Origin of the sequence: Segatella copri, assembly GCF_949820605.1 — a bacterium.
Classification (GTDB): Bacteria; Bacteroidota; Bacteroidia; order Bacteroidales; family Bacteroidaceae; genus Prevotella.
Genome location: NZ_CATKVU010000006.1, coordinates 1,409,485 through 1,422,609, shown reverse-complemented (window position 1 = coordinate 1,422,609; position 13,125 = coordinate 1,409,485). Strand labels below are relative to the sequence as shown.

The 13,125-nt window shown below is 42.7% G+C and carries 16 protein-coding genes; 6 read left to right on the top strand and 10 right to left on the bottom strand.

Annotated features, from left to right (window positions below; genetic code table 11):
• Positions 1 to 113: 113 nt before the first annotated feature.
• The 3 genes from RCO84_RS07120 to RCO84_RS07110 form a co-directional block, all read right to left on the bottom strand.
• A complete protein-coding gene (locus RCO84_RS07120; protein WP_264957586.1) occupies positions 114 to 1,139 on the bottom strand; it encodes an IS110 family transposase in 1,026 nt (341 codons plus the stop codon).
• Between the two features lie 287 nt (positions 1,140 to 1,426).
• Positions 1,427 to 2,452, bottom strand: coding sequence for an IS110 family transposase (locus RCO84_RS07115; protein ID WP_287851789.1), 1,026 nt, complete (start codon positions 2,450 to 2,452; stop codon positions 1,427 to 1,429).
• A 193-nt stretch (positions 2,453 to 2,645) separates the two neighbouring features.
• Positions 2,646 to 2,819, bottom strand: a complete 174-nt coding sequence (locus RCO84_RS07110) for a tyrosine-type recombinase/integrase (RefSeq protein ID WP_317584511.1) — start codon at positions 2,817 to 2,819, stop codon at positions 2,646 to 2,648.
• Positions 2,820 to 3,106: 287 nt separating this feature from the next.
• On the opposite strand from RCO84_RS07110, the gene RCO84_RS07105 reads away from it, so the two are divergent.
• Genes RCO84_RS07105 through RCO84_RS07095 form a run of 3 tightly spaced genes read left to right on the top strand, consistent with a single transcriptional unit; the run spans position 3,107 to position 5,950 of the window.
• Positions 3,107 to 4,336 carry a tyrosine-type recombinase/integrase gene (locus RCO84_RS07105; protein WP_317584509.1) on the top strand — a complete coding sequence of 410 codons (1,230 nt, stop codon included), beginning with the start codon at positions 3,107 to 3,109 and terminating at the stop codon, positions 4,334 to 4,336.
• Between the two features lie 31 nt (positions 4,337 to 4,367).
• Positions 4,368 to 5,591, top strand: a complete 1,224-nt coding sequence (locus RCO84_RS07100; protein WP_317584508.1) for a site-specific integrase — start codon at positions 4,368 to 4,370, stop codon at positions 5,589 to 5,591.
• Complete coding sequence (locus RCO84_RS07095) at positions 5,588 to 5,950, top strand: hypothetical protein (RefSeq protein ID WP_317584507.1); 363 nt, start codon at positions 5,588 to 5,590, stop codon at positions 5,948 to 5,950. Before RCO84_RS07100 ends, RCO84_RS07095 begins: the two co-directional genes overlap by 4 nt.
• Positions 5,951 to 6,187: 237 nt before the next feature.
• Here RCO84_RS07095 and RCO84_RS07090 read toward each other — a convergent pair whose 3' ends face one another.
• Complete coding sequence (locus RCO84_RS07090; RefSeq protein WP_317584506.1) at positions 6,188 to 6,496, bottom strand: helix-turn-helix domain-containing protein; 309 nt, start codon at positions 6,494 to 6,496, stop codon at positions 6,188 to 6,190.
• An 82-nt stretch (positions 6,497 to 6,578) separates the two neighbouring features.
• Positions 6,579 to 6,890: a helix-turn-helix domain-containing protein gene (locus RCO84_RS07085; protein WP_317584505.1), complete on the bottom strand. Its 312-nt coding sequence runs from the start codon at positions 6,888 to 6,890 to the stop codon at positions 6,579 to 6,581.
• 399 nt (positions 6,891 to 7,289) lie between these two features.
• Between RCO84_RS07085 and RCO84_RS07080 the strand changes: the two genes are divergently transcribed.
• The 3 genes from RCO84_RS07080 to RCO84_RS07070 all read left to right on the top strand — a co-directional run bounded on the left by RCO84_RS07080 (position 7,290) and on the right by RCO84_RS07070 (position 9,834).
• Entirely contained in the window at positions 7,290 to 7,769 is a 480-nt protein-coding gene (locus RCO84_RS07080; protein WP_317584504.1) for a DUF3408 domain-containing protein, read from the top strand.
• A gap of 343 nt (positions 7,770 to 8,112) precedes the next feature.
• Entirely contained in the window at positions 8,113 to 9,369 is a 1,257-nt protein-coding gene (locus RCO84_RS07075; protein ID WP_287829945.1) for a C10 family peptidase, read from the top strand.
• A gap of 9 nt (positions 9,370 to 9,378) precedes the next feature.
• On the top strand, positions 9,379 to 9,834 hold the full coding sequence (locus RCO84_RS07070; RefSeq protein WP_317584501.1) for a hypothetical protein: 456 nt from the start codon (positions 9,379 to 9,381) through the stop codon (positions 9,832 to 9,834).
• Between the two features lie 150 nt (positions 9,835 to 9,984).
• Here RCO84_RS07070 and RCO84_RS07065 read toward each other — a convergent pair whose 3' ends face one another.
• The 5 genes from RCO84_RS07065 to RCO84_RS07045 form a co-directional block, all read right to left on the bottom strand.
• Entirely contained in the window at positions 9,985 to 10,695 is a 711-nt protein-coding gene (locus tag RCO84_RS07065; RefSeq protein WP_317584500.1) for a PD-(D/E)XK nuclease family transposase, read from the bottom strand.
• On the bottom strand, positions 10,620 to 11,000 hold the full coding sequence (locus RCO84_RS07060; protein ID WP_317584498.1) for a PD-(D/E)XK nuclease family transposase: 381 nt from the start codon (positions 10,998 to 11,000) through the stop codon (positions 10,620 to 10,622). The genes RCO84_RS07065 and RCO84_RS07060 overlap by 76 nt, the downstream gene beginning before the upstream one ends.
• Before the next feature lie 420 nt (positions 11,001 to 11,420).
• A complete protein-coding gene (locus RCO84_RS07055) occupies positions 11,421 to 11,681 on the bottom strand; it encodes a hypothetical protein (protein WP_317584496.1) in 261 nt (86 codons plus the stop codon).
• Between the two features lie 167 nt (positions 11,682 to 11,848).
• Entirely contained in the window at positions 11,849 to 12,409 is a 561-nt protein-coding gene (locus RCO84_RS07050; RefSeq protein WP_153104058.1) for an NADH peroxidase, read from the bottom strand.
• Between the two features lie 45 nt (positions 12,410 to 12,454).
• The gene (locus RCO84_RS07045; protein ID WP_264899461.1) at positions 12,455 to 12,904 is read right to left on the bottom strand and encodes a Fur family transcriptional regulator; all 450 of its coding nucleotides are present in this window, start codon (positions 12,902 to 12,904) and stop codon (positions 12,455 to 12,457) included.
• Positions 12,905 to 13,125: the final 221 nt, after the last annotated feature.

Genomic DNA, 13,125 nt, shown 5'->3' with positions numbered 1-13,125 from the left:
ACTCGTTCTTTTAATAGCGTGTGGCTAGATTCCTAATTAGTTATCCGTGTTTGTGTCTTTACAAGACTCTAAATGGCAGTAGCACAGACTGCTATAGTTCACTTGTTTCGGACTTATGATATTGCAAGTTTTTCATTGCTGCTCTTTGAATCCAACGGTTCCCATTTTCTGTTCTGCTTACCTATGGCGAACATTCTGAGAACAAGTTTGAACTTAACGGCATTCAATGCCTTGCGTTTAGTGTCTGAATCTTGCTTACCTCCTAATTTACGGTTATAAAATGATTGTAACTCTGCATCATATTGTACAGCAACTGTGGCCGCCATGGATAGATCCGCTTTCGCCTGACCATCACAGCGTGCTGAAGGTCGGGGACGCCATCTCACACTGGTGCCTGAAGTGTGGGAGTGCGGTGCCACGCCGACATAACTGGCATATTGCCTTGCTGTTTCAAATGCGGTAAAGTTTCGGGTAATGACAATGACATTTATGGCATTGACGAAGCCGACTCCTGGTATTGTCAGAAGATTCTTGTAAGTAGCCAAAAGGCTATCGTCTGTAGCCAGCAACTTCTGCTCTTCCAACTCGATGTTATCAATGTCACGGCTGAATTTCTTGATGTAGCCATCATATAACTGGGCATCTTCCTTTGTGGTGCACAGCTGTCTTCTGTTCATGAAGCATGTACGCTGTTCCACCAGGAACTTACGCTCATTCATCAGTGCCTTGAGTCTCTGCATGGTCTTGTCAGGCATTTTATAAGGCTTGACACATTCGGTACCATTATAGCGATAGAGAAAGTCTGCAATCTTGGCAGAGTCAATCTTGTCGCTCTTGTCCTTGGGTTCCATGGGATAATGCTTTACCACATGGGTGGAGAGCATGCAGAACTGATAGTTCCTGGCATTAAGAAACTTCTCCAGTTCCATGGAATAGCTGCCGGTGAACTCCATTCCAAAGAGACAGTTCGAGAGAACCACATGATTCTTCTTGAGCCATGTGCACATTTCGCCAAATCCCTTGCGGGAATTGTTGAATACATCGTGAGAAAAGTCCTTAATTGGGGCTTCTTCACAGAAAATTGATACGTCAATGACATTTTTTGAGATGTCGATGCCGATAAATGATTTATTTTTCATACCTTTGTACCGCATTTTGCAGGAAGGAGCTCTCTATGTCAGGGTAAGCCACATCTTTTAAAAGCTTCCACGGCTAATTCCCTAAACGGCACTTGACCTGGCATTTCAGGCTGGGGAGACTAGATCAGGGAAAGGTCTTTGTCTAAGACAAAATAGTTCACTACCCCCGTCCGGAGTTCCTTCCATTTCAGATGCTCCGGCAAAGGTAGTGAAAAAAACGCAGACAAAAGACTTAGTCGGGAAATAGTTATGCTCTAAGAAGTGCGATAGTTCACTTTTGCTGCATTTTAGTTCTTATATGCATCTGTCTCCACATATGGTGTTCCACGCTTTATCACGGCAAACATACGAAGGACTAGCTTGAACTTGATGGCATTGAGTACGATGCCACCGCATTTTTCCTTTCTCTTGCGTATCCAATAGTCTCTTATTGAAGGATTGTTCCTTATGGCGGAAAGGACAGCTATGGATAAGTCTGCCTTGGCTTCAGAAAAGCCTTTCTTGGAAACACCCGTTTTCTTTCTTACTGAGGTACCAGATTCCTTTTTAAAAGGGGCTATTCCTATGTAACAGGCATATTTGCGAGGATTGCTGATTGCAGTGAAATTTTCCGTCAATACAATGGTTTCCAACGCTATGATGCGACCAATGCCAGGAATGGAGGTCAGCAGATTGTAATTCTTTCTGATGCTTGTATCTTCATTCATGTAGCTGTCAATCTCCTTGTCTATTGCTTTCTGGTTTTCCTGCATGTTCTTCAGCAGGAGTTTCTTGCGTTCAACGGATAAGTCTGTGTCGTATGCGCAGATATCATGAAGCTGTTGCTTGTAAAGAACAGACTGTTTGGTGTTCTGCTTACGCTCAGCCAGCAATCTCTTCAACTTGAAATAGACAGATGAAGGAAGTTTGGAGGGATTGCGAAGAATCTTCTTGTGGTTCTGCTCACAATAGATTGCTATTCTGAAAGCATCCAGTTCATCAGTCTTGATACGGTCTAGAGAGCGCTGGTCATCATCCAAGTCTGGCTCGAAGCGATGCATTTTGCGAGGTTCCACCATACCATAGATATATTCTTTGGATTCCAGCCATAATCTGAAGTTTTGATTATAAAGTCCAGTATATTCCATACAGAACAAAAAGGTAGCAAAGTCTTTTCCTACCTTTGCAACCCAGGAGCCAATCTTTTTGAATCCAGCATCATCATTGCTCACCTGAATATGGGCATTCTTCCAATCGATGGCTTCACCATCATAATAAGCAAGGTCGAGAGTCTTCTTGGAGACATCTACGCCAAAATACAGTTCTTTATCCATATTATTAACATTTTAATATTAAATGGATACAAGAAAACATTTGGCTTGGCGAAGGACTGAGTCAAATGATAGTGATATTCTAGAGCATTTTATAGTTCACCTTAACACCCGTTAACCAATTCGTTTAAACTTGTTTCCGAGTGCAAAGGTAAAAGTGAAGTGCGGGTGACTATGTTTGCTATTATTCTTTTCTTTATGCCGCCATACCAGCAATCAGCCGGATGGCTTCCTGCTTTTTCTGCAGCAGGGAGTGAACATATACCTGGGTGGTGCTGATGTGGGTATGGCCCAGTAGTTGCGATATGGTATAGATATCTACTCCCATGGCAAGTGCCTGGGTGGCAAAGGTATGTCGGTTATTATGCACAATTTAAGCAAAAGCAACGGAAAGTGAATATGAGAGGAATGAACTGCAAGTGGTTGAGAATGAGCAATATTTCATAATTCTGCCAATTGTCTGCAAAGCAAAGCCGAGCAGGATATTGAGTTATTTCAGTTACCAAACCGTTAGCGGTCAGTTACCGAAACCAACACTGCTAACGAGGTGAAAAACAAATAGTTTGTCACCAGTGTTTGTTGCACTGTTCTGCACAACTTTCAATGACGGAGAATGCTTACTGATTGATTATTTTTGCAAACTAAAAAAGTAAGCAGATGAAAGTTGAAAAATTCAAGGTGCTGCTCTACCTCAAAAAGAGCGGATTGGACAAGAACGGTAAGGCTCCCATCATGGGACGCATCACCCTCAACCGAACAATGGCGCAGTTCGGTTGCAAGTTGTCATGTACGCCAAAGTTATGGAATCCACGTGAGAGCAGACTTGACGGCAAGAGCAAGGAGGCTGTGGAAGTGAACGCCAAGATTGACAAGCTGTTGCTGGCAATAAACTCAGCCTACGAGTCACTTGTGGAGCGCAAGACGGATTTTGACGCAAAGGCGATAAAGGATCTGTTTCAATGCAGTGCAGACACTCAGATGACCTTGTTGAAGCAGCTTGACGCCATCATTGCGGACATTGAGTCAAGAATCGGCATCGACTACAAGAAAGGCACGCTGCCAAACTACCAGTACACTCGCCTGACATTGGTATTGTTCGTCAAGAAGCGTTATGGAACTGACGATGTGGCATTCGGTGAGCTTGACGAGCAGTTTATCCGTGAGTACATGGGCTTTTGCTTGGACGAGAGAGGTCTTGCACTTGATACAGTCCGCCACTATCTCGCCATCTTGAAGAAGACCTGCCGAATAGCTTTCAAGGCAGGACACTCCGAGCGTTATCATTTCATGCACTTCAAGCTACCTCAAAAGAAAGAGAATCCACCAAAGGCATTGACACGTGAGGACTTCCTGAAAATTCGTGACCTCGAAATACCAGAGCGAAGAAAATCGTTGGCTTTGACCCGTGACCTTTTTCTTTTCGCTTGCTATACAGGCACGGCTTATGCCGATACGGTTTCCATCACGGAAGAAAACCTCTTTCGTGATGAGGAGGGCAGCCTTTGGCTGAAATACCATAGAAAGAAGAACAAGATGCTTGCACGTGTGAAGCTGCTGCCAGAGGCGCTTGCCATGTTGGAGAAATACAAAGACCCGACAAGACCTACTCTTTTACCGCCACAGGAATTTCGAGTGCTGAGAGGTAACATGAAAAGTCTCCGAGTACTATCTGGCATAAGTATGGATTTGGTCTATCATGTTGGACGGCACAGTTTCGCATCGCTCGTTACGCTCGAAGAAGGTGTTCCAATAGAGACTATCAGCAAAATGCTTGGTCACAACAACATTCAGACCACGCAAATCTATGCACGTGTCACCCCGAAAAAGCTATTTGAGGATATGGACAAGTTCATCGAAGCCAACAAGGACTTCAAGTTTGTCCTGTAATATTATCACAAAAAAAGAAAGGAACATAACAATGAGAAGTACATACAAGCAGTTTTATTATATCAACCGTGGCAGAGTAAAGGCAGACGGAACCACATCTATATTTTGCCGTATCACGATTGACGGCAAAGTGTCAGCCATAGCAACAGGTCTTTACTGTGCTCCCGAAGAATGGGACACGAAAAAAGGTGAAGCCAAGAATGCAAGAGTGAACGGACAACTGCAAGCGTTCAGACTAAGAATTGACGAAGCCTACGAGCAGGCAACAAAGGAAAAGGGCATCGTTACCGCCGAGATTCTGAAGAATGTTATTGTTGATGCAAATACTATCCCGATGACATTGCTTGCCACTGGCGAGGAGGAGCGTGAACGCCTTAGGCTGCGCTCTATCCGTATTAACTCAACATCTTCTTATCGCCAATCTAAGACATCGCAGCTAAACTTGCGAGAGTTCATCGGGTTACGAGGAATGAATGACATTGCATTTGAAGATTTGACTGAGGAATTTGGCAAATCTTATAAGTTGTTCTTGATTGGCAAAGGGTATAGTGCATCCAATACGAACCATAATCTTTGTTGGCTGCAACGCTTGGTTTATATCGCTGTTGACAGAGGTCTGCTGAAATTCAATCCCTTGGAAAATGTCGGATATGAAAAGAAAGGCTCACCAAAGCGTAGACATATATCCAGAAATGACTTGCTGCTCATTATGGAGACTCCTATGGAGGATAAGGCTTTAGAGTTGGCACGCAGAATGTTTGTTTTCTCCAGCCTTACAGGTTTGGCTTATGTCGATTTACGTAACCTGTATCCACACCATATCGGGATGACGGCAGACGGTAGAAAATACATCCGTGAGAAAAGAACAAAGACCAACAACGAAGCGTTCATTCCCTTGCATCCGATAGCTGAACAAATAATGTCGCTATACAATACAGCGGATGATAGCAAACCTGTTTTCCCTCTTTCTTCACGTGATTCCATGTGGTTTGAATTTCATTCACTCGGTGTGGCTTTGGGTATAAATGAGAACCTTACCGCACACGTTGCAAGACATACATTCGGAGTAAACATGGTTACTTCGGGCATATCAATGGAAAGCATCGCCAAGATGATGGGGCATTCCAACCTGCGAAGCACCCAGGTCTATGCCGTCGTCACCGATGACAAGATATCCAAGGACATGGACAAGCTGATGCAGCGCAGAGAAACAAAAGAAACTGACCAGAATAAAAATAAGGAGGACGGGAAATGAACAGAGGAGTTATAACTATCAGCGAGAGCGGAACGGTATCCATGCCGACCGATACAGTATGGATGACCATGCAGGAGATTGCCGACATGTATAATGTATTCGGCTACTATGTGCGCAAGGCTGTCAAGGCTGTATTCAAGGACGGCATTCTGAAAGAGCAGGGTGTACGCCGTCATGTCAGGAAGAACGTCCGCATCAGCTATGATGTGTATAGCCTTGAACTCGTCATTGCGGTAGCCTTCCGTATTGACAGCATTGAGAGCAGAGCCTTTCGGGAGTTCATCATGCAGTCCGTCATCGGCAGACAGACAAGCCGCACTAAACTGGTCTGTATCTTTACAGAGAATGCAATGGCATAGACCTGCCATAAAGCAACGTTCCTTGGAGGCTTTGCGCCTCCAGCCACTTGGGCGAACCACCGCAGTGTTTTAGCATGGTATTAGATTTTATACAGACCATAGGGAGAACACTCGGCAAACACGACCAACTCGGTATAGCCAATAAAACGAGGCGACAACCTATAACAACCACGCTCGGTAAGTTATACGTTGTCGCCTTGTTCATTTCACCCCACTCATCAAGGACATGTATTTCTCCTACAAGCCCTTCATTCTGTACGCCTCACGATAGTTAGCCATCAGAATCTTCTGAATGTCGGACTCGCGGTAGAGTATCTTTCCGCCAAGCTGGATATACGGGATAATACCATTGTTTCGGTAGTCCTGCAGGGTTCTTCGGCTCAGTTGCAGCCTGGCACAAAGCTCCTTGTCCGTCATGAACCGCTCACCGCCAAGCATGGGGCGGTAGTTCATCACGGCACGTTCAAAATTGTCAACCATTCGGTTGAGGTGGTTCACGATGTGGTTCATCCACTCGCTGTTTCTTGTCATTACTTCATTGCTCATAGTTGTCTCATTTTATTGTTGATACTTACGTTAATCGGTTTACTTGCTGCTTTGGATTAAGTGGCTGTTGTATATTGACAGCCTAACCTGTGCGCTTGCGAAAGCGCATGTCCTTTTTCTTGTCCTCCACTACAGCTACGATAGCCATCACGTCCTCCGGCTTGTAGTAGGTCTTGTGGCTGATTTGCGTATAAGCCAAAGTTCCGTTGTCCCGAAGCGTCTGCACTGTCCGTGGGCAGATGTTGAGCGTCTGACACACGTCCTGCGTGTCGAGCCACTTGTTCATGGTCTTGTCCTCACTGCGCTCAAGGATTCTGTCCATGCGCTTCACGAAGTTCTCCAACTGGGCATCAAGATAGTTGAATGCCTCTTCCTCAAATACGATGAATCCCATACTTTTCTTTTTTCTAAGTTAATACTATGTTATATGTCGCAAAGCTCCACGCATATGCAGTGCTCCACGTTTTTGTGAGTGCAAAGATAAGGCACGGCAATCTAAAAACAAGTGTTTTCAATTTCTGTGGCAGTATGTTGCCGGGGTTTGCCGACTTCAACGCCAAAAACAACAAGAAAAACTTGCACGACTGCAACGAATACATGAACTATGATGAGTTGAGAAATACGTTGAAGTTCTCACAACTATCTCGGTATGCAAATAAGCAAGCCACAACTAAATTGCCACGTTACACCCAATCAGTTGCATGGCTGCACTCAGTACACTTACTTTGCACCCGACAATCGGTCAATGGTGCAAACCGTGACCACTATACTAACAAATAAAACAGCATAAGCTATGGCAAGAACAAAAGAAACGAAAATGTCTCCTGAACAGCAGGAGAAAATGACACAGGAGGTGGTGGCTTCGCTTCAATCATCCACTTATGGTAAAGACTATGCCCAAGAACATAGCTCTTTCTTTGAAGAGGTGGAGAACTCCGATTTAGAAGTTGTGACAGAGAATGTGACTGCAACAACCTCCTGTATGGAGGACGAGCTAACGAACGAAGCTCTATCGCCATCGAATCCGCAGAAGCGCATCAGCGGCAAGCAGCGCAAGGCGACATTAGAGGAGTACCAGCAGACCTTTCTCCAAGTTCCAAGGATTGACGACCGCAAGCCAGTCTTCGTCAGTTCCGATGTACGAGACCGTCTTGATCGTGTCGTCCGCATCCTCGGAGGGAGGCGCATGAGCGTATCGGGCATCATCGAGAACATCGTGCACCACCACCTAAGCCTTTATGAAGAGGACTTCGAGGCTTGGCGCAAATTGTGAGAATTAAGGTCTGCGACCTTGGACGTGGATAGCTGAAAGGCAGTAGTTCCAACTAACGTGTTCTGAGAGGGAGCGAGGTTATGTTTTGGGAACCCCAAAACGCCTCGCTCCACCATGAGGGCGGAGAAGTTTTGCTCCCAACGGTCGCAGAAAGTGAGTGTACCAACTGTAAACAGTATATCAATTAACAAACTAATATTGCCGATTCACAGGGTGATATTTCCGTTTCACATTGGGCACTATTGTCATTTACTAAAAATGATTATATCTTTGCAACGTGATTAGTAGTAATGCTCTTCTTGTAAGGGCATTTAAGAGCCAATAAATAAAGTAATAAGTAGAAATGAAAAAGATTTTATCTTTGCTACTATTGGTCGTCGGGATGGCATCATGTAGCAACAATGAAGATTTGTTTGATTCAAATTCAAAAAAAACTGAATCAACTCAGGTGGAAACATTTAAGGTTTCTCCAGAAGAGGCAAAGGAAGAACTTGTTGGTTTTCTGAACAAGATGGGTACTTCTTCCCTAACACGAAGTACAACCAACAAGAATATTGGAGAGGTACAAGCTATTCGTAATAGTTTTATGGATGCTACAACACGTTCAATGTCTGAAGAAGGTGACATTGATACATTGATGTATGCAATTAATTTTGCAGATAACCAAGGTTTCGCTCTTGTTGCCGCAGACAAGAGAACCTCTCCTGTATTAGCTATAATAGATGAAGGGAGTTTTAATGTAGATAGTCTTTCCGAGGACAAGGATGAAGGATTCTTGGCATTTATAGATAATGCTATAAATATGGAAAAGGAAGATATTCAAAACTATTCTGCTCAAACACGTTCGATGCAAACTAATGGTTATGTGGTAAACACAATATATTCACCGATATTGCATACTAAATGGACACAACAGGATGTTTATGGTCAATATTGTCCAAATGGAATCGCTGGATGTACAGTTATAGCAACAGCTCAAATATTGTCATATTTTAAAAATATTGGACATGTAAATTGGGCTTACAATGGAACAATAGGCTCTTCAGACCTTCATTGGGACAAAATAATCTCAGATTGTGATTCTCACGATGGAAAATTGTTGAGTTCTTCTTGTTCCACATCTGCAAATGAAGTCGCTCATCTCGTTAGATATTTAGGAATTGCTTTTGGGGCAAAGTACAACAAAAAATCAACAAGTGTAGGAGAATCAAAAGCAATAGATTGGTTTAACAAATGGGGAGGTTTAAAGGCTAGTTCTTTAAAGGGATATAATGAGTCTGCTATAGTCTCAGCTATCAAAGCTGGAAATCCTGTGTATGCAAGAGGTAATTCTGGCAAGAAAAAAGTTTTTGGTATCCGTGTTGGTTGGAAAGGCGGTCATGCATGGATTTATGATGGAGCAATAATTGCTTCAAAGGATGGCAAATCAAATACTTTTGTACATTGTAACTGGGGATGGGGTGGCTACAAAAATGGCTATTACTTGAGTAACGCTTTTGATACAAAAGCAGGAGCTACGATGTATGATTCGTCAGACACTCAAACTGGAAATACTTCCAATTACAAATATAATCTGGAATATTCTATTATAACAAAATGAGAGTAAGAAATGAAATCTATATTTTTTTCAATTATGTGTTTGCTAACAATATGCTTGAGTTTAGCATCGTGTGGCAATGAGGATGAGAAATTTGAAAACGTCAGTCTTGAAACTAAAGGTGCAACACTTTTGCAACAAAAGGACAATTCTTATTATGCTGAGGTTTCACATTCCGGTGGAGATATTACATTTACTGCAACAGGAAAAAACAAGAGCAACGGATTTCTGTCGTCAATAAAGATAGGAAATGCATTCATTGAAGTTACAGATGCAAATAGGACTGAGCAACTTCCATATACAGTATGTAATGAAGCTTGGGGAAAAGTGGAAATCGTCTCACTTGCTCCACATACCACACACCTTTTACTTAACCCTAACACTTCCAACAATGACATTGATATACAATTCGTTTTCGGAGGAGGATATAAAACATCCAGGGTATTGATAAAACAGTTGGCAAAATAAAATCCTATGAAAGAAATAGGTGGTTTTGATTTTGTGCGAAAACCACCTATTTCTTGTTATCTATCCTTTCAAAACAAAAAAACTCCCTATAAGTTCAGGCGATTTATCACCTGGCTTATAGGGAGAACTTGTATATCGCTCCTTCAAACTTTACTTGGTGTCTAATGAGCTTTTCAATTTCTCAATATGCTCTAATGGCAACTGGGTGGCAGCTGATACCTGATCTGCAGATAAGCCCATAGCAAGAAGGCGTTGGGCTGTGGCAATATTAGCCTTGTTTTCACCCTCAGCTAATCCTTCAGCTCGTCCTTCGGCTCGTCCTTCAGCTCGTCCATTGGCAAGACCTTTGGCTTCACCTTTTGCAACACCTTCATCAATTCCATTCATGTAATAGCTCATTAAGACGCCATAGTAATCATCGGCAGCCTTCAAGCTCTCATCATATTTCTCTTGCTCCTCCTGACTCAGGCAGCGGGAATCCGCCAGTTCAGCAAGTCGCTTGAAAATCTTCTTCTGTGCCGTAAACGGCATTCTCTCTAATGCTTCCATATGCTTTAATACATAAATCCATTTGTCAAAATCACTTTCACATTCTTCTGCCTTCTTGTCAAAGAAAGGAAGAGATAAGTAGATGAAGTGAAGATTGTCGGAAAAGACATCTTGACTTCCTTTTTCATACAGACCAACATCGGTTCTGAATTTCGTCACCGAATTGTCCTTTGGCATGAAGTTCATCAGGCAGACTACATAGACGGGCATCAGGTGATAGAGAGCAGGTTTCTGCTCTATTGTTTTTTTACGCTGCCCGACAATAGCCTTGCTGGCATAATAGATGGAGCGATTGATAAAAATGGCACCCATCTGTTCTGCATCTCGACAATGAAATGATTTCCATTATCGGTTTCACAATAAATATCAAAGATGCAACCACGCAAATCTTTTGAATCTGCCAGTTGCTCTTTATCCTTGAAGGTGACATCCCTGATATGCATTTCGTCAACCAACAAGTCATTCAAGAAACTAATCAGCAAGTCCTTGCTGAATTCTTGTCCGAAGAGGCGTTTGAAGCCCCAATCGGTGAAGGGGTTAATATATTTACCCATGGCAAAATAGTGAGATAATTGATATCTGAGGGCAAATTTACGATTTTTCTCAGAAATCTCCAAGAAAAATAATGAGTTTTTTCAGAAAAACATCTAATGAAGTTCTTCTATACAGTAGCCTTATGTAAATATTGCTTCTCACTTTTCTGCATATCATCCCATCCCTCTTTTCCGCTCCGGATGATCTCTCAGTAAGTGATGACATGGAAAAGGGAGTAATCGACACTATAAAGATTGAAGGAGTTAAGGGCGAAGGTGCTTATAATTATGATCTTTCTGATAATAAATGGCATTTCTGCATCAACAGGCATTCTTTCAGCTATTGTTCGAATCCAATAAGGAACATGATATATAGTTTTAAATTCTCGTCTGAAAGACCGGGAGGCTGAGTAAGGTAATAACTTTCAAAACAAAAAAACTCCCTATAAGTCAGGCGATTTATCGCCTGACTTATAGGGAGAACTTGTATCTTAATAGAGGATGCTATGAAGTCAGCAGAGGCTGAAGCTTCGTGGCATCGAAGCAGGGACAGGCTTTCTGCATGCCCGTCAAATCGCGATGACTCTGAATGGTCTTGGTGCCCCGAAACTCACGGTGAAGGCGGAGGATGAGAAACTTCATCGCCTCCTTCTGGGCTGGCGTACGGGTATCAGAGATGCAACCGCTCGGCGACAAACCGCCCTCGTAACAGATACCGATCGTTCTGGGTATCCTGAGAAATAAGCCAAGGAACTTATTAAGCAAACAGGAGACAAGTTCCTGGTTCCTGAAACAAAGTAGCAATATTTATCATCGCATAAAGAAAGCCGATTCAAGTATATTACTATACAAGAATCGGCTTTCCTGTTTTCTTGACTTACGATACTAAATAATCGTATTATAATTTTTAAAGTTACGTCATTAAAAATCTATTACTTGAAGTATCTCTTGTAGAGACCTGCAAAACCTGCACAGTGGCGGGCTTCATCCTTAGCCATCTCATGAACGGTATCGTGGATAGCATCTGAACCCTGCTCCTTAGCAAGCTTGGCAATGCGGAACTTATCCTCACAAGCACCCTTCTCTGCTGCAATACGAGCCTCGAGATTGCTCTTGGTATCACCCAAAACCTCACCGAGAAGTTCTGCAAAACGAGAAGCGTGATCTGCCTCCTCATAGGCATAACGTTTGTAAGCCTCTGCAATTTCAGGATAGCCTTCACGATCTGCCTGACGTGCCATAGCAAGATACATACCTACCTCGCCACACTCACCATTGAAATGGTCCTTCAAACCCTTGATAACGTCTTCATTAACGCCATCTTTAAATGCCTGACCGAGAACGTGAACGGTAGCAAATGTCATATCGTCATCTACTGCATCTTCCATCTCTTTGAACTTGCTGGCTGGAGCCTTGCAGATAGGGCACTTCTCTGGTGCTTCTGTACCTTCGTAAATGTAACCGCAAACGGTGCAAATAAACTTTTTCTTCATAATGCTTTTGTTTTAAATGTTGTTGTATAATTATTGTTTTTTTAATTAGTGAACAGTCTCTGTGAGAGGTGACTTTACGCCTTTTTTAGCGCATTCTGCACAGATTCCTCTGTAGTAGAGCTGTTCTTCCAATACGATGTTTCCTTCAATTTCCTTTCCTGGTTCCACTGTTGGAGCAGGTTCGCCGAAAAAGTCAATTACCTTGCCACAATTCCTGCAATAGAAGTGAACGTGGCTTTTAATATTTCCATCATAACATACGCGATGTTCATCGATTGTGATCATCTGAGCTGCATTGTGCTCACTCAACATTCTGAGTGTGTTGTAAACAGTTGTCTTGCTCAATGTTGGAATGCTGTCGGCTAATCCTTTGTACACATCCTCGATAGTTGGATGAGTGGGATGCTTGATGAGCCAATCCATAATGGCAATGCGCTGGAGTGATGGTCGGATACCTTTTTCCACGAGTCTTTGATAGGCTTCTGTCTGCTTCATAATTACTTGTTTTTATATTTTGTTGATGCAAAGATAAGCAATTCTTTTGTATCCGCCAAATGTTTTTGCAAAAATTCCAAAGTATTTTTGAATATTTTACAATTGCATAGTTGTTTTAAGATTTGTTGTATTAAAAAGGTAGAGTCTATGATTTGCTTTTGGAAATTATTGATACTAGAACCCTTTTGGAAAAAGTAATTCCCCGTCACGCTACCGGAGTG

Excerpts from the sequence above, each read along its gene's own strand:
- RCO84_RS07075 (WP_287829945.1), top strand. The coding sequence starts at position 8,113 with ATGAAAAAGATTTTATCTTTGCTACTATTGGTCGTCGGGATGGCATCA.
- RCO84_RS07090 (WP_317584506.1), bottom strand. The coding sequence starts at position 6,496 with ATGAGCAATGAAGTAATGACAAGAAACAGCGAGTGGATGAACCACATC.
- RCO84_RS07105 (WP_317584509.1), top strand. The coding sequence starts at position 3,107 with ATGAAAGTTGAAAAATTCAAGGTGCTGCTCTACCTCAAAAAGAGCGGA.
- RCO84_RS07100 (WP_317584508.1), top strand. The coding sequence starts at position 4,368 with ATGAGAAGTACATACAAGCAGTTTTATTATATCAACCGTGGCAGAGTA.
- RCO84_RS07115 (WP_287851789.1), bottom strand. The coding sequence starts at position 2,452 with ATGGATAAAGAACTGTATTTTGGCGTAGATGTCTCCAAGAAGACTCTC.
- RCO84_RS07120 (WP_264957586.1), bottom strand. The coding sequence starts at position 1,139 with ATGAAAAATAAATCATTTATCGGCATCGACATCTCAAAAAATGTCATT.
- RCO84_RS07095 (WP_317584507.1), top strand. The coding sequence starts at position 5,588 with ATGAACAGAGGAGTTATAACTATCAGCGAGAGCGGAACGGTATCCATG.
- RCO84_RS07050 (WP_153104058.1), bottom strand. The coding sequence starts at position 12,409 with ATGAAGAAAAAGTTTATTTGCACCGTTTGCGGTTACATTTACGAAGGT.
- RCO84_RS07080 (WP_317584504.1), top strand. The coding sequence starts at position 7,290 with ATGGCAAGAACAAAAGAAACGAAAATGTCTCCTGAACAGCAGGAGAAA.
- RCO84_RS07065 (WP_317584500.1), bottom strand. The coding sequence starts at position 10,695 with ATGGGTGCCATTTTTATCAATCGCTCCATCTATTATGCCAGCAAGGCT.
- RCO84_RS07085 (WP_317584505.1), bottom strand. The coding sequence starts at position 6,890 with ATGGGATTCATCGTATTTGAGGAAGAGGCATTCAACTATCTTGATGCC.
- RCO84_RS07045 (WP_264899461.1), bottom strand. The coding sequence starts at position 12,904 with ATGAAGCAGACAGAAGCCTATCAAAGACTCGTGGAAAAAGGTATCCGA.
- RCO84_RS07070 (WP_317584501.1), top strand. The coding sequence starts at position 9,379 with ATGAAATCTATATTTTTTTCAATTATGTGTTTGCTAACAATATGCTTG.